Origin of the sequence: Paenibacillus macerans (genome assembly GCF_900454495.1) — a bacterium.
Classification (GTDB): domain Bacteria; phylum Bacillota; class Bacilli; order Paenibacillales; family Paenibacillaceae; genus Fontibacillus; species Fontibacillus macerans.
Genome location: NZ_UGSI01000002.1, coordinates 1,618,834 through 1,642,918 on the forward strand (window position 1 = coordinate 1,618,834; position 24,085 = coordinate 1,642,918).

The window sequence follows — 24,085 nt, forward strand, 5'->3', positions numbered from 1 at the left end:
GAGAATGTGAAAATCATGACGATACTGGGCACCCGCCCGGAAATCATTCGCCTCAGCCTGATCATCCCGCTGCTCGACCGGTACGCGGATCGCCACGTCTTGGTGCATACCGGTCAGAACTTCACCTCCAGTTTAAGCGGTATTTTTTTTCGGCAGCTTGGTTTAAGGGAACCGGACTACTGCCTACAGGACCGCCAAACGACGCTCGGCGGCCAGCTTGCCGTCATGTTCTCGCAAATGGAGCGGATTTTGGAGGACGAGAAGCCGGACCGGGTGCTGCTGCTGGGGGATACGAACAGCGCCTTATGCGCGATTTTGGCCGAACGGATGGGGATTCCGGTCGCGCACATGGAAGCGGGCAACCGCTGCTTCGACCTGGAGGTTCCGGAGGAGAAAAACCGCAAAATCATCGATGCCGTCTCTTCGATCAACATGCCTTATACACAGCAAAGCAAGCAGCATCTGCTCGCCGAAGGGATCCCCAGCCGCAGCATCGTGCTCACGGGCAACCCGATTTACGAAGTGCTTCAGCATTATGAACGTGAAATCTCAAGCAGCGACATTCTGCAGCGGCTGAATCTGACGGGGGGCGATTATTTTCTGGTGACGGCGCACCGCGCCGAAAACGTGGATCGCCCCGCACATTTGCGCGAAATCCTGAACGGCCTGAACAAGGTCGCCGAAACGTACGGAAGACGCCTCATATGCAGCCTTCACCCGCGCACCCGCTCCAAGATGACGGAGGAATTGCGGATGAGCATGCATCCCCTCGTCGAGTTCCACGAGCCGTTTGGTTTTTTCGATTTCGTCAAGCTGGAACGCCACACCTGCTGCGCCTTGACCGACAGCGGCACCGTCCAGGAAGAATGCTGCATTATGGGGGTGCCGACCGTAACGTTGCGCCGGACGACGGAACGGCCGGAAACGGTCGATTGCGGAAGCAATATCGTCTCCGGACTGGACGCCGAAAGCATCCTGCGGTCGGCGGCGGCGATGATCGAGCTGCCTCGGGATTGGGAGCCCCCGCAGGGCTATTTGGCGAAGGATGTATCGGTAAAGGTTGTCAAATTTCTGCTTGGAGGGAAACGGCATGTTTGAGAATAAACGTATTTTGGTCACCGGGGGGACCGGTTCCTGGGGACACGAGCTCATCCAGCAGCTGCTTCCGCAGCACCCCCGGGAAGTCATCATCTATTCTCGAAGCGAATCCGCCCAGGTCGCCATGAACCGGCAATTCGAGGATCATCGGCTCAGCTTCTGCATCGGCGACATCCGCGACAAAGAAGCGTTGTCGACCGCCTGCCAGGGCGTGGACTACGTGTTTCACCTGGCGGCGTTGAAGCACGTGCCGGTTTGCGAGGATCAGCCCTACGAGGCGCTCAAGACCAATGTGATCGGCACGCAAAACGTCATCGAGGCCGCGCTTGAAAACGACGTGGACAAAGTGATTTACATTTCAACGGATAAAGCCGCCAATCCGTCCAATTTTTACGGGATGACGAAGGCCATCGGCGAGAAGCTGATCGTTTACGCCAATTTGCTGCGCGGCAGAACCCGCTTCGTTACGGTGCGGGGCGGCAACGTGCTGGGAACGAACGGCAGCGTCGTGCACCTGTTCAAGGATCAAATCCGCCAAAAGGGCGAAGTCTCGATCACCGATATGAATATGACGCGTTTTTTCCTTACGCTTCCCGACGCCATTTCCCTGCTGTTCAAAGCGTCGATCGAAAGCGTCGGCGGGGAAATTTTCGTCATGACGATGCCGACTTGCCGGATCGTCGACCTCGCCGAGGTGCTGATCGAGGATTCCGGTTTGCCGGACGTCAAGCTGGTGGAGCGGGGAATCCGTCCGGGCGAGAAGATCCATGAAATTTTGATGAGCGAATTCGAAAGCCTGTCGACGGTCGTCTACGACGAGCAATATCTCGTCATTTTGCCGACGATTAACATGCCCGAATTGAAGGAGCGCTACAAGCATTGCCCGCCGGTTTCCTTCACGAGCTTCAGTTCCGCCGACAATCTGATGTCGAAAGAGGAGATTCGGAACATCCTGCGGCGCGGGGGGTTCCTGTCATGAAGCTGCTGATTTTGGGCGGGAACGGGATGGCCGGCCACATTTTGGTGGACTATTTCCGGCGGCAGGGGCGGCACAGCGTGTTTTACACGACGCGGGATCACAGGGATCCGCACGGGCTGATCATGGACGCCGCCGACTGTGTAGCCGTCGAGAAGCTGGTCGAAGCGGTGCGGCCGGACGTCATCGTCAACGCGATCGGCGTACTGAACCAGTTTGCCGAGCAAGACAAGATCGCCGCGTATCACATCAACGGCTTCCTGCCGCACCGCCTTGCCCGGGCGGCCGATATTGCCGGCGCCCGGCTGATCCATATCAGCACGGACTGTGTGTTTTCCGGCACGCGCGGCGGCTACCGCGAGGATGACGAGCCGGACGGCACAAGCGTTTACGCGCTGACGAAAGCGCTCGGCGAAGTCCGGGCGCCCGGCCACGTGACGATCCGCACCTCTATCATCGGCCCGGAAATCCGCCCAGGCGGCATCGGGCTGATGCATTGGTTTATGAACAGCAAAGGGACGGTTTCCGGATACCGGAGGGTGCTGTGGAACGGCGTGACGACGCTCGAACTGGCCAAAGCCGTCGACGCGCTGCTGGACTCTCCGGTTTCGGGCCTGATCCATCTCGCCTATCCGGAGCCGATCAGCAAACATGATTTGCTGCTGCTGTTCCGGGAGATTTGGGGGCGGACGGATATCGCCGTCGTGCCCAGCGGCGAGCCGGTTCAGGATCGGACGCTGATCCAGACCCGCAGCGATTGGAAATACGAGGTGCCTCATTACCGCGAGATGCTGGAGGAGTTGGAACGATGGACGAAGGAGAAGCACTGCTAGGCCGCGCTATTCTCGTCACGGGCGCGGCAGGGTTTACCGGCGCTCACGCCTGCCGGTATTTTGCCGGGCTCGGCATGAAGGTCGCCGGGCTCGTTCACAACCGGATCCCGGATACGTCCGGCGCGGACGCGAGGATCCGGTATTACTCCTGCGATCTGCTGGACTCGCGGCAATTGCCGGCGATCGTTCGCGAAGCGGCCCCCGATTACGTGCTGCATCTCGGAGGGAAAAATTCCGTCCCCGAATCCTGGGACGACCCGCTGCTATACATGCAAACCAACGTATTTTCCCTGCTGTCCCTGCTTGAAGCGCTGCGCCCGTTTCCGGACTGCCGCGTGCTTATCGCGGGGTCGCGCTTATCGGTTCCGCTTGCGCCCCCTTACCGTCCGCCTCATCCCTACAGCTTGAGCAAAAGCCTGCAGAAGGCGATCGCCCTAACCTGGCAAGCGCTGTTCAACCAGTTCATCATGGTGGCGGAGCCGTCCAATTTGACCGGGCCGGGACCGTCGACGGGGATTTGCTCCCTGCTCGCCCGGCGGGTCGCCCGGGCGGAACTCGGTTTCACGGACGAACCGTTCCGGCTGTCGTCCCGGCTCGTCCGGCGCGATTTCCTCGATGTCCGCGACGCGGTCCGGGCTTACGGATATTTGCTCGCTTACGGCCGCAGCGGCGAGGAATATCCGGTATGCTCGGGGCAGGAGCGGAACCTTTTGGAGGTGGCGGAAGCCGTGCAGCAGCTCGCGGGGACACGGATTCCCCTGCAATGGGGGGATTCCGATCCGCAGCCCTCCGGCGGGGAGGCCAAACCGGCCGAACCGGAGTTTCTGTCCCGGCTGGGCTGGAAGCCGCTCATTCCGTTTTCCGCCTCGCTAACCGACGTCATTGGTTATTTTCGCGGCACGAAAGGAGAGTTTCGATGACACCGACGGTTTCGGTCATCATACCGTTCTATAACTGCCCGTACGTGGAGCAAGCGGTTAAAAGCGCCTTGAACCAGACCTACCGTCCGCTGGAGGTGATCGTGGTCGACGACGGCTCAACCAGTCATGCGGAGCGGCTTGCGACCTACCGTCCGCATATTCATTATCTGGGAAAAGCAAACGGCGGAACGGCCTCGGCGCTCAATCACGGCATCCGCCATGCCAGCGGGGAATATATTGCGTGGCTCAGCTCGGACGACGTTTTTTATCCGGATAAAATCAGCCGGCAAGTCGCTTTCATGCAGCGGCAAAACGCCGCCATATCCCATACGAATTTTCATTGCATCGACAGCGCGGGCAATGTGACGCGGCATCATGCCGTCCCGCCCGGTATGCTGCGGAACAACGCCGATTTATACCGGTGTTTTCTGCACGCGAATCCGGTTAACGGCTGCACGGTGATGATCCGGCGGGATCTGTTCGCGGCCGTTGGTTTGTTTGACGAGTCGCTGCCGTATACGCATGATCTCGATTTCTGGTACCGGGCGATTCTGAGCGGAACGTATTTTCCGTTTCTGAACGAATCTTTGACCGGCTACCGCTGGCACGATGGAATGGGAACGCTGCGGCACCGCGAGCAGATCCAGCAGGAGATCGTCCATACTCAAAACCGATACCGGGAGCGGGTAATCCGGATTTTGTCCTTGATGAACATGTGATCCCGGACTTTAACCATTCTAATGACATATAGAGATTTCAGCGCGAGAGCAGGAGGCTGACGCTTCCGGCCCTCGCGTTTTTTTGCGCCTGGGTTCGGAATTACGCGCTTGGCTCAAACCTCTTACTTTTTAAGAGAATATAGTAAACTACGAAACTTAAAAAATCTGAGAGGAGGTTGGCGGTGGCAATTCATAGAATTCAAAAATTTTCGCTTCGCGATTTTAAAGTTTACCGATATTCTTCAGGTTTGAACCGAAATCCCAAGAAAAAGGAGGGGCAGTATGAAACAAACCGGAATAAAGGGCGATCCCGCGGTGTTTTCCTTCAAATTCGTTACCGATTTTATTAAGCTTGAAGCCGCCAAAGGCCCTGTGATCGAAGCCAAGATTCGCGCAAAGTGGTTATCCCTCCTATGTCCTGCTGATTTGAATATCGCTTTCACTTTGCGGAAGGAAGATACTCGGCCGCAGGGAATGGAGTATGTTAATCTGGTTGCCATGAACGAACCCGGTTATTGGAATCACTATTTCTTCAATTCGTGGCAGTACGATCAAGAAACACGAAGCCGCGGCTGGAGCGTGGGACCTAATATCGAGTTATCCAAACCGCCGAAAGCCATGGTTCCCGTGGTGGTATATTCAGAGTTCCAGAAAAAGAATTTGCTCGACCGTTGGAAGGGGTATGATCCGAATCTCGTCACAATCATCCCCAATATAATTGATCGTACGTTGTTTTATCCGGGCCAGCGAGCGGGCCATCCCGTGGTCGGTTGGATCGGATACGATCACCCCAGCAAATATACGAAGGGGGCTGAAGTTATCCCCTATTTGGCCAAACGCTTCCCGGAGGTCACCTTTGAGATGGTCCATGCCGAACCCCCAAAATTCAAACATGAATGGATGAAGGAACCGTTGCCTAACGTTAAAATTTTGACCGCCGTTCCGCACTCCAGAATGCCGGAAATCATACGCCGCTGGCATGCGTTGGTATGCGGCAGCAAGTGGGAGACCGGAGCCACTCACGTGCGGGAGGCCATGGCCTGCGGCGTGCCGGTTATCGCGGCTAAAGTAGCGGCGCTGCCTGAAGTCGCCGGAAGCCAAATGCTGTTGGACGAAATGAAATGGGGGCATCCGCCGGCCACGAGCAGGCCGTACGAATGGACGGAGCCGTCGTTGAACAAGTACGCCGACGCTTTGTCCGTGCTCCTCAACGACTCCGCTAAAGCGAAACGCCTGTCGGAAGCGGCGATCCAGGAAAGCTTGCGGGGGGAACCCCAGGAAATTGCCAAGCTTTGGTATGCATTTATTCGCAAATGCCGCGATCATTACAGTAAATAAAAGGGGGTCCGTTTATGAGTACGCCCGTAACGGTATTAATGCCTTTTTACAACCCCGGGCGGTTTTTGCGCGAAGCTGTCGAAAGCGTCATCGGACAGACGTTTACGGACTGGAAGCTAATTTTGATCGATGACGGCTCCACGCAAAATGTTCATTCGCAAATCCAAAAATATCTTCAGGATTCCCGGATCAAGCTGCTTAAACTGGAGAAGAACGTCGGCCAATCCCAGGCGCTGAACCGGGGGCTTGAATTGGTGGATACGCCGTTTATCGTTCAATTGGACAGCGATGACAAGTTTTTCCCTCACACGCTTGGGGTCCTGGTCAACGAAGCGCGGAAGCAGCCGGAAGACGTCGCGGTATTCTCGGGAAACATGCAGGTGATCCATGAGGACGATCGGGGCAACCTGATGTTTACCACGACGAACCAAGGCCGTCCATTTACCGACAAATACGACTTTATTTTGGCCAACACGTCCTTGTGGCCCCGCTTTTACCGGACGAGCGCGATCCGCTTGGTCGGAGGGTGGCCGACGGACGACCCGTATGGCGGCCGGGTAATGGAGGATAAGCAGGTATTGCTGCGGCTTATTGAACGTTACCGGTTCCATTGGGTCGACCAAATGCTGTATATCCACCGCCGGCATCCCAACAACCATACGAATCAGGTCGCCTTATACGCCGAGATGGTGGAATGGTCCATCCGTCAAGCTTTGATACGATGGGGCGGGACATACGAACCCGTGTTTGTTACTTACGGGATTGGGTGGAAAAGGTTGGAGCGGCTGATTCCCGTCTCGCCCGGGGGGTAAAGCAGGCCGGTGCCGGCAGCCCGTCCGGCGCCCCCGCCGGCGAAGCCGCCGGACGCAATAAGCAAGCCGCCGGTTTCGCCGGCGCAAGGCCCGGGGCCGCGTCCTTCGACGCTCCAACGCCCCCGGCGTACATTTCACCGTATGGAACGGAAAATGCCGGACCCGGCACCGGGCCTTACACGGTTCCCGGGACAGCGCCAGGCACAGGACCGGGAACCTCAGTTTAACGCCCATTGATGTTTAGAAAGGTGGTTTCTAATAAATGAGTACTTTGGTAACGGTCTTGATTCCATTTTATAATCCTGCCGGCTTTCTCAAGGATGCTGTGGAGAGTGTTGTTAAACAAATCGAGAAGGGCTGGAGGCTGATTCTGATCGATGACGCCTCCACGGAAAACTACCTGCCGCAAATCGAACAGTACTTATCGGATTCACGGGTCGATTTAATCCGTTTGCCCCGAAATGTCGGCCAGTCCCAAGCGCTGAATAAAGGCCTGGAACTGGTGAAAACGCCGTATATGATACAACTGGACAGCGACGACTGGTTTTACCCGCACACGCTAACCGTGCTGCTGAACGAAGCTTCAAAGCTGCCGGAGGACATCGCGGTGGTATCCGGCAATATTCAGTATGTTTACGAGGACGCTTCCGGAAACCGGATCAAAACGGCGGTCTACAAAGGCCGCGAGTTTAAGGATATTTACGATTTTCTCCTGGCCAATTCTTCCGTCTGGCCCCGGTTTTACCGGGTCAGCGCCGTCCGTTCCGTCGGCGGGTGGCCGACCGACGATCCGTACGAAGGCAGGGTAATGGAGGATAGACGGATCCTGCTGCGGCTTATGGAAAAATACCGCTTCCATTGGGTAGATCAAATGCTTTATATTCACCGCAAACACGGCAAAAACCACACTGCCCTTCAAACCGAACGTTACGCGGAAATGACGGAATGGACCACTCTTGACGCTTTGGAACGCTTGGGAGGAAGATATAAACCGGTGTTTGCTCAAAACGCGGCCACCGGATGGAAAACGGTCGAGCGGTTGATTCCAATATCCCCCGTTCTCCCCGTTTCTTCCAAGCCGCAGCCGAGCTCCGCGCACCCGAAATTGGATTCATCCGTAAAAGCTCCCGAGTCCCCAGCAAACGTTCCCGAATCGCCAGCAAACGCTCCCGAATCTCCAGTAAAAGCTTCCGAATCGCCAACGAAAACTCCAGCATTACCTATAACAACTCCCGAAGCCAAACCAGCCTGGCAAGCCCGATCCGCCACACCTTCGGTTTCGCCGCTTCCGGTACCCCAACTTCAGGACCAACCTGCCGTCCCGGCACTGCAGCCTGTATTCGCTGTTCCCGCTTTCGAAGCGGTACCCGTGCCGCAATATCTATATATCAATGCCGGCCCGGGAACGGGGCCGTATACGGGTCCCGGTACTGCGCCGTACACAGGACCCGGTACGGCACCATATACAGGTCCCGGCACCGCGCCGGGAACCGGCCCGGGAACAGGGCTGGCTACATTATAGGAGGGATGAGAAATGAGCCTTGTTACCGTTGTTGTACCCACCTACAATAAAGCCGCTTATATCGAGGAAGCGCTGAAATCCATCGAAAATCAGACCTACCGGGACTGGAGGCTGCTGGTTGTCGATGACGGCTCAACCGACAATACGGTATCCATCGTGAAACGGGTCATGGACCCCGCTCGAACGCAAGTGATTGAACGCAAGCAGAATCAAGGCATTTGCCATGTACTGAATCAGGCACTGCAAACGATCCAGACGAAATATTTCATTCAGGTGGACGGCGACGATTGGATCGTCCCCGAAACGATTGAGGTTCTCCTGAACGAAATGGAACGCCAATCGGAGAACGTCGCCCTGGCTTATGCGAATACTTGCCATTGGCACGAGAAGAACGGAGTTCTCCATTATTTCAAAACCATGAAGCATCGGCCGTTTAAAGACCGCTACGATTTTGTGGTCTACGGCTCAATGGTGCAGCCTAGATTTTATAGAACGAGCTGCGTCAAAAACGTCGGCGGTTGGGAGATCGATGAACTGACGGGCGGCAGAATGCTGGAGGATCGGCGAATGCTGCTTCGCCTGCTGGATCAGTACAATTTTGTCCATGTCGACCGTGACTTGTATCAATTTCGCTATCATCACAATAATTTGAGTCAATTTCGAAACGCCGCAACGTATAACTTGTTAATCAAAATGTTTACGGACAAAGCGTTAAAACGCTGGGGGGACCGCTACCGGGCCGAAATGATCGGCCCGCCCCACCTTTGGCAAACCGTTGTCCTCACCCCTACAAACCAAGGAAAGGAGTAATCCTTTATGGGAAAAGTGACCGTTGTCATCACATTGTATAATAAAGAACGCTACATTGATCAAGCGATCGGCAGCGTGCTGCGACAAACGTATTCGGACTGGGAACTTCTGATTATCGACGACGCATCCACCGACGGGTCTGTGGCCAAGGCGCGCCAATTCAGGGACCCGCGGATCCGAATCGTCCCTCTGGCTGAGAATCTCGGGCAATGCCATGTTTTGAACTACGCGCTTACGATGATAACCTCTCCCTATTTCATGCAGCTTGACGCCGATGACTGGCTGGACAAAGAAACGCTCCGGATCATGGTAGAAGCGGCTGAGGCGAATCCGCATGCTGCGCTTTTTTACGGCAATCATCTCACTTATTGGCTGGATAACCAGGAACGCGTCGTCAGGAAGGAACCGATCATCCTTGAACAATACCAAGACCGCTATGACTTGATGCTTAAAATGAGCAACGCGATGGTGCCGCGTTTTTACCGGACGGAAGCCGTTCGGGATGTCGGCGGCTGGATGGCGCAGGTATACGGTGACCGGATAGCCGACGATGTCCAAATCGCTTTAAGGCTTGCCCGAAAATACCGTTTGGTCTGGATCAATGAATTCCTGTACCATCGGAGGAGAGACACGGAAAACTGGAAAAAATTCGAGCAATCGCGGCCGCTGCGGCGCCAATACCGCTATGAATTGTATAACCAAATCTTGCGGGAATGGGGGGACGAATACAAAGCCGATTGGGTGCCGCAACCGGACGGAAGCTATTATTTGCGCGGGTTTATTCGAAAATAGGATATTGGCTATCCAATGAAAAAAGCCGGGCCAAGATAATATCTTAGCCCGGCTTTATCGATATTTCAGCCTTGATTCATCACATACTGGTACGTTTCCTGCAATCCGCGGTACAGGTCGTACGTCGGCTTCCAGCCAAGCGATTCGAACGCCCGGATGTTGCTTAAGCAGCTGTGCCGGATATCGCCGGGCCGCTCGGGCTGGTGCACGGCCAGCAAAGGCTCGCCGTGAATATCCTGCAGTATCATGAGCAGTTCCTTAATCGAAGTGGGCAGGGCCGTGCCGATCTGGATGATCTGGCCATCGCCCTGCCGGACGGCGGCAAGGTTGGCTCTGACGACATCCTTCACGTACACGAAATCCCGGGTTTGTTCGCCGTCTCCGAAAACGACCAGGGGTGTTCCTTTTTTGATCCGGTCCATATAGATGGAGATGACGCCCCCCTCGCCTTTCGGCGTTTGCCGGGGCCCGAACACATTGGCGTAACGGAGGATGGTGTAATTTAAGCCGTACAGTTTGTGGAATACGCGCAAATACAATTCGGGCGTGCGTTTGGAGATGCCGTAGAAGGAAATGGGGCGGGCCGGATCCTGCTCGTGAATCAGTGCCGTCGTCAGCTCCCCGTAAACGGCGCAGGAGGAAGCATACACGACCTTTTTGACCCCGGCTTCACAGCATGCCTGCAAAGTATTCGCCGCTCCTACGATGTTTATGATCGCGTCATAGGCGGGATCCTTGACGGAGCGCTGGACGTCGACCTGGGCCGCCTCATGGAAGACGATGTCCGGCTTCAGCCGTTTGATCAGCCCGGCGGCCTCCTCGCTTTGGATATCCAGGGTGTGCAAAACCGCGTTTTTGGGCAAGTAGTCCCGGTTTCCCGTCGAAAGGTTGTCGATCACGTGAACTTCGGCGCCCTGAGCGAGCAGCGCTTCGGCCAGATGGGAGCCGATAAAGCCGGCACCGCCGGTGACGAGCATTTTCATGACACATTCCCGTCCTTCATTTGCTCGCGGAACCAGTCGATCGACAGCTTCAGCCCTTCGTCCAGGGAAACGGAAGGCTCGTAATTCAGAACGTTCCGGGAGCGGGTCAGGTCGGGCATGCGCACGGGCATATCTTCATAGCCGGGACCGTACGCTTTAGCGTAGGACACGTAAACGATCGGCGAGGAAGACCCGGCCAAATCGCGGATTTTATGGGCCAGGTCGCGGATCGTAATCGCGTGTTCGGAGCCGATATTAAACGCCTGTCCGTTGGCATGGCTGCCCATTGCGGCGAGCGTGCCCTCCACCGTATCGCGGATATACGTGAAACAGCGGATTTGCGATCCGTCATGATACACCTCAAGCGGCTGATTCCGCAGCGCGGCCCGGATGAACCGGGCGACCACGCCGCCGTACTGCGACGACGTCTGTCTCGGCCCGTAAGCGTTGAAGTACCGCACGACGGAGACCCGCAGTCCCTTCTCCGCATAAGCGAAACAGAGATGCTCGTCGATCGCTTTGGCTGTGGCGTAACTCCAGCGGTGGATGGACGGGGCTCCCAATACCCGGTCCGAATCCTCGCTGAACGGAAGTTTGTTGTTTTTGCCGTAGATTTCCGAGGTGGAGGCGAATACGACCTTAACCCCGTTTTGGTGGGCAAGCTCCAAAATATTACGCGTACCGTCGATGTTGCCCTCGATCACCTTGAGCGGATTTTCCACCGTGTTTTTGACCCCGAGCACGGCGGCCAGGTGGAATACGACATCGCAGCGCTCTACCAGGCCGCGCAGCAAATATTTATCCGTCACCGATCCGTAGATCATCGAATGGCGGTTGTTTTCCGTCGCTTCATTCAAAAATTGCAGTTTTCCGGTAGACATATCGTCCAGCGTCCAAACGTAATGCCCTTGTTCGAGCAGCCGCTCCACCAGATGGGAGCCGATAAAGCCGGCGCCGCCGGTTACTAATATATTCATCGTGGATATACACCCCGTTTCCTCTAAATTCAGATGACAATGATATTTTTGCGGTCCTCGATATTTTTGGTGGCGTTCCGGGTGTCGAATATCAAATGGGAAAAAGATGCGAGATTTTCATAGGAGATCGAAGAGTGGTCCGTTAGGATGAGCACGCAGTCGTGCTGCTGAATGTTCCGTTTGGTTAAGGCTACGCCGTCAAGGGAACGCCCGCCGACTTCGATCCGGTTGATATAAGGATCGTGGAAATTCACGGTCGCGCCCGCTTCCATCAGCTTTTGAACAATCGGCAGCGCCGACGATTCGCGCAGATCGTTAACGTCTTTTTTGTAGGTCACTCCAAGCACAAACACTTTGCTTTCCGCGAGCGGTTTGTTGGCGGACAGATGGCGGGTTACCTTTTCCACGACGTAATCCGGCTTTGACTCGTTCACCCGGTGGGCGAGCTCGATAAATTTCGAGTCTCCCCCGTACTGCTTCGCTTTCCACTGCAAATAAAGCGGGTCGACCGGAATGCAGTGGCCGCCGATTCCCGGTCCGGGATAATAAGGCGTAAATCCGTAAGGTTTCGTGCTGGCCGCTTCAATGGCTTCCCAGAGGTTAATGTTCATTTTTTCACACAGAATGGCTAGTTCGTTCATAAAAGAGATGTTGATCAGTCTTTGGCAGTTCTCGAGCAGCTTGGTAAACTCGGCCACACGCGGGGAAGAGACGACGACGACGCGGTCAAAGATGCTTTCGTATACGGCTTTGGCCGTTTCCGTGCATTTTTCGGTGACTCCTCCGAGCACCTTCGGGATCAGATGCAGTTCCTTCTGATCGGGGCCCGGGTCGATGCGTTCCGGCGAATAAGCGAGAAATGCGGTTTGGCCGACGACGAGCCCCGTCGATTCGATCATCGGCAGCAGCACTTCTTCCGTCGTGCCGGGATAAGTGGAGCTTTCCAGAACGATCAGCTGGCCTTTTTGCAGATAGGGTAAGGCGTTGTTCATGGCACCCCGCACATAGGTTAAATCCGGTTCAAAGTTTCGGTCCAGCGGAGTCGGTACGCACATAATGACCGCATCCGCCCGGCTGATGTCGCTGAATGAATCGCTGACATGAAACCGTCCTCCCGCGAACATGGCTCTAATCTCTCTGGACGTAAAATCGGATAAATAACTTTGCAGGTTTCTCAATTTGGCAATTTTACTAGCATCCACGTCGATGCCGTAAACGGTATGGCCATTCTGCAGAAATAGAGAAGCTAACGGAAGTCCGACGTACCCGAGGCCGATGACGGCGATGCTGGCTTTTGCCTGATTCATAGGTTTTCACTCCTTTTCTGGTAGATGGTATATCCTACTCAAGCAAGTCTTTCATTGATATAGATAGAAGTACCCGTGATAGAAAAAATGGTAGAATATCCTGCCGGCGCAATAGATTCGTATAGACGAAAATAAACGTGCTTGTCCTTCGGCAATTTGGTCGAATGTCCCTTACGGCGGATTAGGTAAGTACATAGGATATACGGAGTTCCACAAGGAAGGGCTGGGGACATGAATATTTTGTTAACGACTTATTTTTATCTGCCGCACGTCGGCGGGGTTTCGACGTACGTGGACACGCTGAAGCGCGAGCTGGAGCGGCTCGGCCACCGGGTGGATATTTTCGCCCACCATCCCGATATGCAGCATTATTACATGCCGAACAACGGGCGCACCTTGGTAAAATCAAAAGTGAAAGACCGCATCTATGAGCAGGTCTACGCCTACTACGAGCAGCAGATGAAGCATGTCGATCCGTGGATTCGCTGGCGGGATATCGAAAGGTACTGCTTCGAGGCCGCGGCGTCGGTATTCGGGCTGCAAAAATACGACCTGATCCACACCCAGGACATTGTGTCGACCCGGGCGCTATGGCGCGTCAAAAACAAAACGACGCCGCTGATTGCCACGATCCACGGTTGCTTGGCCACGGAATTCATCTATTCCGGCGAAGTCACCGGAAAAGACACGCTGCTCTGGAAATACGCCGCGGCCGAGGAGTTTTACGGAGCGATTTCCAGCGATGCCACGATCGTTCCTACCGATTGGCTCAAAGCGCTATCCATGAGCGAATTTGCCGTTCCCGGCAAGCATTTGCAGGTCATTCCCTACGGAATGGATGTCGAGACGTTCCTGAAGCGGCTGGCATCCGCTCCTGCCCCGGCGCGCTCCGAAAAAAAAGTTCTGATCTGCCCCGCCAGACTCGTTCCGGTGAAGGGTCACAAGCATCTGATTGAAGCGTTGGCCATGCTCAAAGGGGTTCGCGAGGATTGGGAATGCTGGCTGTTGGGCGACGGGCCGCTGGAGAGCCAGCTAAAGGAGCAGGTCCGGAGCTTGGGATTGGAAGCGCATGTGCAGTTTTGGGGTCCAAGGCAGGACGTTCCGGAACTGCTGAGCCAAGCTGACGTGTTTGTGCTTCCGAGCCTTCAGGATAATCTCCCTTTTTCCATTATGGAGGCGCAAATCGCCGGGAAAGCCGCGGTCGTATCGGATGCGGGCGGCATTCCTGAAATGGTGAAGCACGGCAAAACCGGGCTTGTATCTCCAGCCGGCCAGAGCGAACCGCTATTCCAAAACCTCCGCCGGATGCTGGAGAGCGACAGGCTGAGAACCCGGTTAGGGGAGCAAGCCAAACGGTGGGCGCTGGAGCATTGGTCCATCGAAACGATGATGAAGAAAACATTGAAGGTGTACGATACGGTGATGAAACGGCGGTTTGTGAATAGGGAGGGAGCATAAAGCATGGAGGTAAGCGCAGTCTCCGTTCCGAGACGGGGAAGGGTTGTGCCGCAGCGGGGAAAACCTGCGGCAGGGCGAAGCGGTCAGGTAAGGTTGATTCATCTCGGAGCAGTCAAAAAGATCGCCACCATCGAGAAAATTCAAGAGGAGAAAGCGCGCCGGAAATCCGCGGCGCAGCGGCCCAAACGGAAGTCGCTCAGGGCGCGGAAACTTGCGGCATGGAGAAAAAGAAAGGCTAGACGGAAAAGATGGGCCAAAGGGCAGCGGCGGAAAATTCACCGGAGATTAGCGCGTGTTGTCGTCCGCCGGCCGGCGGCAGGGAACCGCCGGCATAACGCGTCGGCGAATCCGGCTGCGGCGCCGGATCAGGCGGCGGGAACTTCGCCGCAGAACCTAGCGAAACCTGCGGGAGAACCCGGGGCACCTGCCGGAATTCGGCCCGCCGGAAATCCGGCCGCCGGTGTTCCGGCCGCGGGGAATATCGGAGGTGGAGCGGCTTTGACGCCGCCGGCGGAACATCCCGGCACGTTAAAACATCCTTTTGCCGCGGAAGCGCATCGCGGCTTGATCCACCTGCCGGATCCGTTTAGAACAGGAGGTGACCCGGCTGCCGCAGGGGTTGCCGTGGATACGGGGATCGGGCAGGTCCTGCCGCCCGGACCGGAGCCGGCGGAACCCGCTATTGCGGCAGACCCGGCAGGGGCGGCGGTTCCGGAGGAAATGTTCGCCGCGGCCGAAGTGGTCGCCGTCGCGGAGCCGCTTGTGCCAAGTCGACCGGGACCGGAGAGCGAAGTTGATTTCACACCCGCTCCCGTAGCCGTAATCGCTCCGGCCGAACGGGCCGCCCCGGAGCTAAACATCGTGCTGGAAGAAACCATGATTCCCGATCCCGCCTTCATTCATATTTTGCAGTCCGGCACCGAACCGGTCGAACTGGGCAATGAATGGAGACAGGTTGAATCGGATGAGTCGATCGGCTCGGTCCTTCGTCCGGAGACGGTTCAGGCGTTGGCCGCCGAGGTTTCGCCTCCGTCCATTTCCGAGCCTGCGGATGGAGGAAGCGAAACTGCGAATCCTGGCAGCGGCGCCGCGAACGAAGAATCGTAGAAGACTATTATTCTAAAACTATATATTTCCCCTTGAGGCTGGTTCTTATATATAAGTTGAACAACTGAAAAAAGCGAGTTAGGCAAAAGTGTGAAATGATTCTGAAGAACGGTACTGGTCGCCTTTGTGAGCGGATTTCTACAGCATTCGAATTTAGTTGATCATAGAAATCCGCGAACAACAGCGATCAAAAGAACATTTCACACGGCTGCCCTGATCCGTTCTATCAACAATTCAACTTATAGACTAATCGAACCGCCTCTTTTTTTGATTCGAACGGATGTCCCTGCCATTCTATTTTTCCTCGGAATATACTGACTAGCGTAGCAAGCAAGATTTTGAAGCAGATTATTTTGCAGAGGAGTTGAATGTCGTGTTCACAAGAAACAAAGGCGAAGACGCAAGTCAGGTTCTTCAAAAAATGCTGGCCAAAATTCCGCCTGTCTATCACGGGATGATTCCTTCCGACCTGTCGGATGAAGAAAAAGTAGCTTATCTCGAAGAACAGGAGCAGCGGGGAATTTTTAGAACGAAGCCGTTTTTTATGTGGCTGAACAAAGCTCCGGGTTCGGGGCTGTTCACCGGTCCGGGAACAGGCCCGGGAACGGGCCCCGGAACCGGGCTGCTGGGCGACAATATTACCCCGTACATTCCTTTTGGTCAACGCCAGGCGTATCAGGAGGAATACACCGGCGTATATTTCCACGAACTTCCCGACCCTGTGGTCATTAAGCCGGCCCCCGTACAAGTTCAGCCACCCGTCTATGAAGTGGAAGTGGATAAAGAATTGATTGACGAGCTGGATGAGGAGATGGACCTCGAAGACCTGTTGGAGGAAGACGAGGACAACGAGGAAGAAAGCCTGCAAAAATAAACGGGAGTTTAATCTAACCACCGGACATGATGTCTAGTGGTTTTTCTTTAAACAGCGCGGTTTCAGTTTTAGTGAAAGTTCAAAAAGTCAGGTTTTCAGCACCGAGAAGGTTGGATGAAGCCAGGGACGAAAGGAGCGAAAGCGTAGGAAGATCCTACGTGAGCAACTGAAATGTTTCCGCAGGAAACATACTTCGGAAGCATACGCTATAGGCCCGGGTGAATTCAAGATTCGATGCCGAATACGCTCCTTGTTCTTGCTTCGTGATCAAAAGATGACTTTTTGAACTACCTCTTATAGAAGGAGGAGGTCTTGCTTGAACATTTTGTTGGCCACCTATTGGCCGTTTCCGCATATCGGCGGCGTGTCGACCTACCTGAACATCCTTCGTTCCCGGCTTGCGGAAGCCGGGCATGAGGTGGAAATCCTTGCCCAGCATCCCGGCCTCGCACACTACTATCTTGTTCGCGGCGGGCTCCGGCTCTGGAAACAAGACTTTCTTCCGCAGGCGGAGGAGGCGGTGAAAGCCCGGTTCCGGCGGCGTAAAATCCCGCTAAGTCCATGGATGCTCTGGAGGGAAAGCGAAAAATACGCTTTCGAGCTGGCCTGCCGAGGGCTTCCTTTGCAAGACTATGATTTGATTCATACGCAAGATATTATCTCAACCTTTGTACTCCGCAAGGCCAAGCCGGGGCGTGTTCCTCTGGTAGCGACGATTCACGGTTGTCTGGCTACCGAATGGGCGGCAAGTAACGAGATTCAGGCTCGCTCTCCGTTGGAACAGCATTATCTGTCTTTGGAAGAATACTACGGCTCCATGTCCCCGGACGGTCTGATTTTGCCCAGCCGCTGGTTGTCGGGCAGACTATCGACGTTCGGAATCCGGCATCCCCGCGCTTACATTATTCCTTACGGCTTGAACCAGGAAGCGTACCGGGACAGGCAAGACAAGCAGCAAATGAACTTAAGAGTGTCTTCCTCGGTCCGGCCAAACAAAATCATTGCCTGCCCTGCGCGCCTCGTCGCCATCAAAGGACAAAAATACCTGATCGACGCGATGAAGCTGCTTGTGCAGAAGCGCAGCGACGTCGTCTGCTGGCTGATTGGGGACGGGATGATGCGCCAGGATCTGGAGCGGCAAACGAAGGAGCTTGGTCTTGAGAAGCATGTCATCTTTTGGGGCAAACGTCATGATGTTCCGGAGTTGATTGAAGGCGCCGACGTCGTGGTGCTCCCTTCGCTGCAGGATAACTTGCCGTTTACGATCATCGAAGCGCATAGCCTGGGCAAACCGGTCGTCGCTTCCCGAACCGGCGGAATCGTGGAGATGGTCCAGGACGGGGTCAACGGATTGCTGGCGGAACCGGGCAATGCCGTTGATTTGTACGAAAAGCTGCTAAGGCTTGTGGAGGATGACCGGCTCCGGGAAAAGCAGTCCGCCGAAGCGCGAAAACATGCCTTAACCGTATGGAACGACATGGCCATGCTCGGGCAAACGTTCGAGGTTTACGGGCAGGCAACCGTCAGCCGGCCGCTGCCGCTGCTGAGGCAGGACTTTGTTTCCAGGTTAAGCGATGATTACTGGGCGAATGCACGCCTGGCAGCCGGCCATATACGGAATTTTTCCATCCTATCCGGAACGGTGGCCGACGCCGAAACGGGTCTCCCGCTGCCGGACACCCCAATTCATTTGCTGGATACGGCCGGCGTCGTCCTTCGGAGTACGGCGAGCGGCAGCGGCGGGCAGTTTGAAATTTGCGATCTTCAGCCCGGAACCTATGAATTAGCGCTGTCCCACCCCCAGGCTGGGCTGAAGACGCGAAAAATCGCCGTTCTTTCGGCCGAATCAACCCGGATCGACATTTCGCTATAGAGGAGGGGATGAGGTGAGCAATCGGCTGCCTTTTTATTTATGGAAGCGACTGGAGGGTGAACGGGAGCATGACCGCTTTGGCGATGTGGTGCTTGCCGGAGACATCAATGGGGACGGGATGGACGAATGGATCATTGCCGCCAGCACGGCAACCTTTGTCGAAGACGAAGACGGTGTGAATCCGATCCCCCATTATTACCGGGGAAAAGTTTATGTATATTCGCACGACCTGAAGCCGCTCTTCACGCTGCAGGGCGATCGTTACGGCGACTGTTTCGGGGCTTCGGTCGCTTTGGGGGACATCAACGGCGACGGCAACCCGGAAATTATCGTCGGGGCCCCGCGGGCAAGCGCCGGTTCCCTGCTGGAATGCGGAACCGTATCGGTTTACTCCGGACGTACCGGGAACTTGCTTGGGAAGTGGAGCGGCGAAGAAAATTACGCGCGTTTGGGAGCGGCGCTGACTGTTTTGGATTGGAACCAGGACGGCATCCCGGATGTGGCGGTGTCTTCGCATAACTTGGACCCGAACGGGGCCGACCGGGATGGACGGGTGACCGTTTACTCCGGCCGGGATCATTCGATCCTGGAGAGCTGGGAGGGCAAGAACGGGGAAGGTTTGGGGCTTTCGCTCGCTTCCGGCGATGTGGACGGCGACGGCAAACCCGAGCTTATCGTAAGCGCGCCGCTATATTCCGGCGCGGATATGACCCGCAACGGACGCGTCTTGGTGTTTCGCGGCGGGGCGGCGCCGATGTTTGAGTCCAGAGGAAAGCGAAGCTATGACGAACACGGACGCAAAGTGGCCGCGTTCGACCTTGACGGGGACGGCATCGCCGATTTGGTCATCGGCTCGCCCAAAGCTGGGGGCGAATTTACCCGCGGCGGGGCGGTGGCTGCCTACAATCTGGTCTCAGGAGAGCTGGTGATGGAAAAGGAAGGCTGGTTTGGCCTTCAAGAGCTGGGGACCGATATTGTCCCGTTTGCCCAACGCGGGCAGGAGCCGGCCGTGCTTGCCGGATCGCGGGTCGGGGCCGCCTATCTGCTGGGCCGGGACGGCAAGCTGATTCACGAGTTTAACGGCGACGAAGCAGAGGTGTTCGGCCATTCCCTAGCGGTTATGTACGGGACGGACGAAGCGCAAATTGCGGTGGGCGCCGTTTCGGGCTTGAACCAAAACCGGTTTATGTCCGGATGCGTGTATTTCCTGTCCACCGAGCCGCCAGCCGCCAGTAAACGGGATGCGCCTGCGTTGCCTGAAGCCGCTGCGGCCGATTCCGGCGCAGCTTTACAGGCTCATTCACATCCGGCCTTCCCCGCGGGTGATATTCCGGCTGCGGCCGCGGCTTCGCCGAAGCGGATTTTGCTGGCGACCTACTGGTATTTGCCTCATGTCGGCGGGGTCGATGTCTATGTGCGTCTGCTGAAAAAAGAGCTGGAGCGCAAAGGGCATCAAGTCGACGTGCTGGCCCATCATCCGGATATGGCCCACTACTATCTTGTGGACGGAAACAAAAAGATCAATAAATGGAAGATCAAAAACCTGGTTTATGATCAAGTCATCCGGTTCTACCAGAAGTATTTGGCCCATGTCGACCCTTGGGTGCGTTATCGCGACGTCGAGCGCTATTGCTACGAACTGGCCGCCGCCTTGTTTGATTTGGATCAATACGACATCATTCATACGCAGGACATCATTTCCACCCGGGCGTTGTCCCGCGTCAAGCCGTCCCGCACCGCCCTGGTCGCCACCATTCACGGCTTGCTGGCCAAGGAGCATATGATTGCCGGAGATATTGAAAGCAAGGACAGTTTGGCTTGGAAATACGTGGCCGATGAAGAGTATTACGGATGCGTGTCGGCGAACGCCGCCATTTTGCCTACCGAATGGCTTCGCCGTGAAATGGTCCGGTTCTCCGTGCCCCCGGACATCTTCAGCGTCATACCTTATGGTATGGATTTCGCCGAATTCGAGCAAAGATCGCAAGCGCCGCTTACGGAGCCGCTTCCGCAAGCAGCGGAATTCACGATCAGCTGCCCGGCCCGGCTCGTCCCGGTCAAAGGCCATCGTACCCTGATCGGGGCGCTAAGCCGAATAAGCTCCGATCCGCGTTGGCATTGCTGGCTGCTCGGCGACGGAGTTCTTCGCGCCGACGTGGAACGCTGGATTTCCGAAGCCGGCTTGACTGACCGCGTCACCCTGCTCGGCGACCGCCGGGACGTGCCGGCGATTCTGCGGCAAAGCGACTGTATGGTGTTGCCTTCCTTGCAGGATAACCTGCCGTTTTCCATCATGGAGGCGCAGCTGTCCGGCACCCCTATCGTCGCCTCGAATGCCGGCGGAATTCCGGAGATGATCCGGCATGAGGAAACCGGATTGCTGTTCGAAACCGGCAACGATCGGGAGCTTGCCCAGCAGTTGACCCGCCTGATGGAGGATCAGCCGCTGAGACGATCTTTGGCTAAACGGGCCAAGGAATGGGCGAATCGGCAATGGTCCCCTGACACCCTGCTGGAGCGGACCCTGGCGGTTTATGATTTGGCGCTGCAAAGGGTGAGAACATGATGATTTTTTCCTTTACCGTATACGAAAAGCCGGATCCCGTTTTCTGGCAGAAGCTGGCGGTCAAGCTTCCGGAAGGCTACAACTACCCCGATCCTTGCTTTCTGCGAACGCTCGATCCGGAGCTCTCCAGCCTGCCTTATGTCATGAACCGCTCGTGCCTGACCCCGGACATAACCAAAGGGGACGAGGCTTTCCGGGCGTCTCTTCCCGCCAAGCTGCCTCCGGAATACCGCATCCCGGACACCGGATTAATCAAGCGCTTATGCGAGTTGTGAACGCGGGTAAACCTCTATAAGTCAGGAATGATGGTGTATGAATAAACGTGTGCTGTTCGTGTTTTACGTGCCGAGCGGGGGGATGGAAACCGTAAATCGCCAGCGGTGCAGGGCATTGCGGCGTTTTGGAATTGAGGCGGAATGCTTGTACTACAGGTGGGGAGCCGGGCTGCAAAACAAAACGGACTTTCCGGTTTATGTCACGGATGAAGACGATGAAATTCGCCGGCTTATCCAAACGCGCCGCTACGATTGCATCGTGGTGACGACGGATTACGCCAGCTTTCCCCGCTTTCGCAGACTCGGTTACGAGGGCAAGCTCGTGCTGGAAATCCAAGGATTCGGATCCGTGGATACCGCCGAAAAAGAGCTTCGCGCCGCAGTCCCGATCGTCCGTCAGCATGCCGCCGCTTTAATGAATCCGAAAACGCCTCATATTACGGCCTTGTTTCAGCAATTGTACCCGGCCATTCCGCAATTTTATTTAAATAATTGTTTTGACGCCAAAGCTTTTTCGTACCGTCCTTCGCAAAAACAAAAGGAACCCGTAGTCGCCTGGGTCGGACGGATTGAGGACAATAAAAACTGGCGGGAGTTTCTTTATATTGCCCATTCCTTGCTTTTTTATGACCGGAGCATTCAAATCTGGATGTTTGAAGACCATTATTTATCGAGCCCCGCGGAGCGCGGAAAATTCGAAAGTTTGGTGGACCGGCTGCAGCTTCGCAGCCGTTTAAAGGTTCGCTCCAATGTGCCCAATCGGGAAATGATCCATTATTATTCCTCCATCGGCGATTCCGGCGGATTCCTGTGCAGCACCTCCAAAGTCGAAGGAGCGCCGATGTCCATCATCGAAGCGATGAGCTGCCGCTGCCCCGTGCTGGCAAGCGGTTCGGACGGCGTCGTCTCCTGCATTAAGCATAATAAAACGGGGAAAAGCTATGTCCTTGGCGATATCGGCCAGGCCGTTCGGGAAGGGCGCGAGCTGATGCTGAACAAACCGCTGCGAAACGGGATACAAACCCAAGCTTTACAGCTTGTAAAAAGCGAATTTCATCCGGATAAATACAGCCGGGAATTTATGAACATGCTGCAAACCATTTAATATACCATACCGTCAAGAAAAACTGTTCCCTGCGTTAAAAGGGACGCTTTCGGGAACAGTTCTTTTTTTCCCGCTGCGGTGAAACTTCCCTGAATGTCGTTCACGGATGCGGCGCACTCTAACGCATGTAATCATACACATTAAAATCTTTGATGGGGGATGACTACATGCCTGGAGCCAAAAGCAAAATCGTGAATTTGTCGTTGTCCGCCGCATTGCTGGCCAGCGTGATCGGCATTGCGGGCTGCGGTGACGGCACAGCCAAGAACAACGTACGGACGCAAAGCGTTCGGAACAACAACAACCGGAACTATGATGTCAACTCCCTTCCCAACGGGAACCGTCTGTTTTCGCGTAGCGCGGGGAACGGTCAGGATCAGCGGATTCGCTCCTTGAGATACAGTCCTGCGCTAAGCAATAAAGTCGCCCAGCTGGGCGATGTGCAGACGGCTCATGTCGTCGTGACGGACCGCGACGCATATGTGGCTGTTACGCTCCACGGTAACAACAACGCCGCCACGGGGAATACGGCGGGCCGGACAAACACTTACGGCATGCGTTCCACCGGCATCGGTACGGGAACGACGAATCTCGGCGGACCTTACGGTGCCGGCTACGGAACGCGCGGCGCCTATGACAACGGGCTTGGCCGCGGGCTGACGGCCCCTAACGGAGCCGGCGGTCTTTTCGGAACTCGCGGCAACAATTTGTTCGGCATGGGTGGAACGAACACGACCGGCACCGGGACACCCGGATACGGCACCGCCGGAAATGGTCCGGCCGGCTATGGAACGACAGGTTATGGGACAACCGGAACCGGGACCATGTACAATGGCGCCGGGAATATGGGGATGAGCAGCGTAAACCGCGGCACTACGATTTACGGTACCGGCACGCGCAGCGGAGCCGGAACTTATGACGGTGTAGGCGCAGGCCGCTTTAATGTCAACGGCGCGGTTACCGATAACGTCCCTCAGGACGTTAAGGACCGTATTGCCCATGTCGTGAAGCAAACGGCCCCTCATATCCGCAACGTGTATGTTTCCGGGAATCCCGACTTCGTAACCAGCATGGGGAACTATGCTACCCAAACGCGCGGAGGCGGGACGCTGAACAACGTCATCGGCGATTTCCAAACGTTGATCAACCGGATTTTCCCGGGGCGCACCGGGACGATGACCGGCCCGAACGGGTATACGCCTACCGGCCCGAATGCCGGCATGGGCAACGGTACGAGAGGCATGACGGGAACCGGTGGAGGTCTTCGCACCGGCACCAACGGCGGTTTTTCGGGCGGCACGACCCGTTAACGGAGAAACCGGCTAAATTAAAGCAATGCAGGCTAGGCCCCCTTTCTCGCCAGAAGGGGGCCTAATTATTGTAGCCGAGAACCCGCAGATGGAATTTTACGTAATCTAACGAAGCTAACGAAATCTAACGTAATCTAATCGTACCGCCAGCGCGCTAATGGTTGTTAAAAACCAGGCGGCTTCATTTTTATGCTGATGTACTATGTGGTTTGCTCATAAGTATTTCCATTACATTAAGACATCAAGACTGAAGGTGATTCGTCGTTTGCTAGGACGGGTCGTTGAGATCAACTGCAAAAGTGCATTCTATTTTCCGTAGTTCATCCTTTTAGAGCGTTTGAAATGCAAAAATGCATCTGAATATCCGCGATTTGATAAAAAAGTGACTTTTAACCGGAAATGAACTGCACATTTGCATTTGAACCGCCTG

Annotated in this window: 22 protein-coding genes; 19 read left to right on the plus strand and 3 right to left on the minus strand. The window is 55.6% G+C overall.

Annotated elements, in window-relative coordinates; all coding sequences use genetic code 11:
* The first annotated feature begins 6 nt into the window (after positions 1 to 6).
* The 11 genes from wecB to DYE26_RS30540 all read left to right on the plus strand — a co-directional run bounded on the left by wecB (position 7) and on the right by DYE26_RS30540 (position 9,820).
* Complete coding sequence (wecB, locus tag DYE26_RS30495; RefSeq protein WP_036620350.1) at positions 7 to 1,098, plus strand: non-hydrolyzing UDP-N-acetylglucosamine 2-epimerase; 1,092 nt, start codon at positions 7 to 9, stop codon at positions 1,096 to 1,098.
* On the plus strand, positions 1,091 to 2,077 hold the full coding sequence (locus DYE26_RS30500; protein ID WP_036620353.1) for a polysaccharide biosynthesis protein: 987 nt from the start codon (positions 1,091 to 1,093) through the stop codon (positions 2,075 to 2,077). Before wecB ends, DYE26_RS30500 begins: the two co-directional genes overlap by 8 nt.
* The gene (locus tag DYE26_RS30505) at positions 2,074 to 2,907 is read left to right on the plus strand and encodes an SDR family oxidoreductase (protein ID WP_036620355.1); all 834 of its coding nucleotides are present in this window, start codon (positions 2,074 to 2,076) and stop codon (positions 2,905 to 2,907) included. The genes DYE26_RS30500 and DYE26_RS30505 overlap by 4 nt, the downstream gene beginning before the upstream one ends.
* The gene (locus DYE26_RS30510; RefSeq protein WP_036620357.1) at positions 2,883 to 3,827 is read left to right on the plus strand and encodes an NAD-dependent epimerase/dehydratase family protein; all 945 of its coding nucleotides are present in this window, start codon (positions 2,883 to 2,885) and stop codon (positions 3,825 to 3,827) included. The genes DYE26_RS30505 and DYE26_RS30510 overlap by 25 nt, the downstream gene beginning before the upstream one ends.
* The gene (locus DYE26_RS30515) at positions 3,824 to 4,546 is read left to right on the plus strand and encodes a glycosyltransferase (protein ID WP_036620360.1); all 723 of its coding nucleotides are present in this window, start codon (positions 3,824 to 3,826) and stop codon (positions 4,544 to 4,546) included. The genes DYE26_RS30510 and DYE26_RS30515 overlap by 4 nt, the downstream gene beginning before the upstream one ends.
* Before the next feature lie 282 nt (positions 4,547 to 4,828).
* Positions 4,829 to 5,884: a glycosyltransferase family 4 protein gene (locus DYE26_RS30520; RefSeq protein WP_036620361.1), complete on the plus strand. Its 1,056-nt coding sequence runs from the start codon at positions 4,829 to 4,831 to the stop codon at positions 5,882 to 5,884.
* 14 nt (positions 5,885 to 5,898) lie between these two features.
* Positions 5,899 to 6,696, plus strand: a complete 798-nt coding sequence (locus tag DYE26_RS30525; protein WP_051985307.1) for a glycosyltransferase family 2 protein — start codon at positions 5,899 to 5,901, stop codon at positions 6,694 to 6,696.
* A complete protein-coding gene (locus DYE26_RS33225; protein WP_127463449.1) occupies positions 6,651 to 6,923 on the plus strand; it encodes a hypothetical protein in 273 nt (90 codons plus the stop codon). The genes DYE26_RS30525 and DYE26_RS33225 overlap by 46 nt, the downstream gene beginning before the upstream one ends.
* A 35-nt stretch (positions 6,924 to 6,958) precedes the next feature.
* Positions 6,959 to 8,218 carry a glycosyltransferase gene (locus tag DYE26_RS30530; protein WP_036620364.1) on the plus strand — a complete coding sequence of 420 codons (1,260 nt, stop codon included), beginning with the start codon at positions 6,959 to 6,961 and terminating at the stop codon, positions 8,216 to 8,218.
* Positions 8,219 to 8,230: 12 nt separating this feature from the next.
* Positions 8,231 to 9,028, plus strand: coding sequence for a glycosyltransferase family 2 protein (locus tag DYE26_RS30535; protein ID WP_036620367.1), 798 nt, complete (start codon positions 8,231 to 8,233; stop codon positions 9,026 to 9,028).
* A gap of 6 nt (positions 9,029 to 9,034) precedes the next feature.
* Entirely contained in the window at positions 9,035 to 9,820 is a 786-nt protein-coding gene (locus DYE26_RS30540) for a glycosyltransferase family 2 protein (protein WP_051985308.1), read from the plus strand.
* Between the two features lie 65 nt (positions 9,821 to 9,885).
* Here DYE26_RS30540 and DYE26_RS30545 read toward each other — a convergent pair whose 3' ends face one another.
* The 3 genes from DYE26_RS30545 to DYE26_RS30555 are packed head-to-tail and all read right to left on the minus strand — an operon-like array spanning position 9,886 to position 13,087.
* Entirely contained in the window at positions 9,886 to 10,803 is a 918-nt protein-coding gene (locus DYE26_RS30545) for an NAD-dependent epimerase/dehydratase family protein (RefSeq protein WP_036620369.1), read from the minus strand.
* Positions 10,800 to 11,780 (minus strand): NAD-dependent epimerase/dehydratase family protein, encoded by a 981-nt coding sequence (locus tag DYE26_RS30550; protein WP_036620371.1) that lies wholly within the window; start codon positions 11,778 to 11,780, stop codon positions 10,800 to 10,802. Before DYE26_RS30550 ends, DYE26_RS30545 begins: the two co-directional genes overlap by 4 nt.
* A 29-nt stretch (positions 11,781 to 11,809) precedes the next feature.
* On the minus strand, positions 11,810 to 13,087 hold the full coding sequence (locus DYE26_RS30555) for a nucleotide sugar dehydrogenase (protein ID WP_036620373.1): 1,278 nt from the start codon (positions 13,085 to 13,087) through the stop codon (positions 11,810 to 11,812).
* A gap of 231 nt (positions 13,088 to 13,318) precedes the next feature.
* Between DYE26_RS30555 and DYE26_RS30560 the strand changes: the two genes are divergently transcribed.
* The 8 genes from DYE26_RS30560 (at position 13,319) to DYE26_RS30595 (ending at position 23,655) form a co-directional block, all read left to right on the plus strand.
* On the plus strand, positions 13,319 to 14,545 hold the full coding sequence (locus DYE26_RS30560; RefSeq protein ID WP_036620376.1) for a glycosyltransferase family 4 protein: 1,227 nt from the start codon (positions 13,319 to 13,321) through the stop codon (positions 14,543 to 14,545).
* A gap of 3 nt (positions 14,546 to 14,548) precedes the next feature.
* Positions 14,549 to 15,652 (plus strand): hypothetical protein, encoded by a 1,104-nt coding sequence (locus DYE26_RS30565; RefSeq protein WP_036620378.1) that lies wholly within the window; start codon positions 14,549 to 14,551, stop codon positions 15,650 to 15,652.
* A gap of 373 nt (positions 15,653 to 16,025) precedes the next feature.
* On the plus strand, positions 16,026 to 16,526 hold the full coding sequence (locus tag DYE26_RS30570) for a hypothetical protein (RefSeq protein ID WP_036620380.1): 501 nt from the start codon (positions 16,026 to 16,028) through the stop codon (positions 16,524 to 16,526).
* 316 nt (positions 16,527 to 16,842) lie between these two features.
* The gene (locus DYE26_RS30575) at positions 16,843 to 18,399 is read left to right on the plus strand and encodes a glycosyltransferase (RefSeq protein ID WP_051985309.1); all 1,557 of its coding nucleotides are present in this window, start codon (positions 16,843 to 16,845) and stop codon (positions 18,397 to 18,399) included.
* A gap of 13 nt (positions 18,400 to 18,412) precedes the next feature.
* Positions 18,413 to 20,965, plus strand: a complete 2,553-nt coding sequence (locus DYE26_RS30580) for a glycosyltransferase (protein WP_051985310.1) — start codon at positions 18,413 to 18,415, stop codon at positions 20,963 to 20,965.
* Entirely contained in the window at positions 20,962 to 21,240 is a 279-nt protein-coding gene (locus DYE26_RS30585) for a hypothetical protein (protein WP_127463450.1), read from the plus strand. Before DYE26_RS30580 ends, DYE26_RS30585 begins: the two co-directional genes overlap by 4 nt.
* 37 nt (positions 21,241 to 21,277) lie before the next feature.
* Positions 21,278 to 22,345: a glycosyltransferase family 4 protein gene (locus DYE26_RS30590; protein WP_036620383.1), complete on the plus strand. Its 1,068-nt coding sequence runs from the start codon at positions 21,278 to 21,280 to the stop codon at positions 22,343 to 22,345.
* A 167-nt stretch (positions 22,346 to 22,512) separates the two neighbouring features.
* The gene (locus DYE26_RS30595; protein WP_051985311.1) at positions 22,513 to 23,655 is read left to right on the plus strand and encodes a YhcN/YlaJ family sporulation lipoprotein; all 1,143 of its coding nucleotides are present in this window, start codon (positions 22,513 to 22,515) and stop codon (positions 23,653 to 23,655) included.
* Positions 23,656 to 24,085 lie beyond the last annotated feature (430 nt).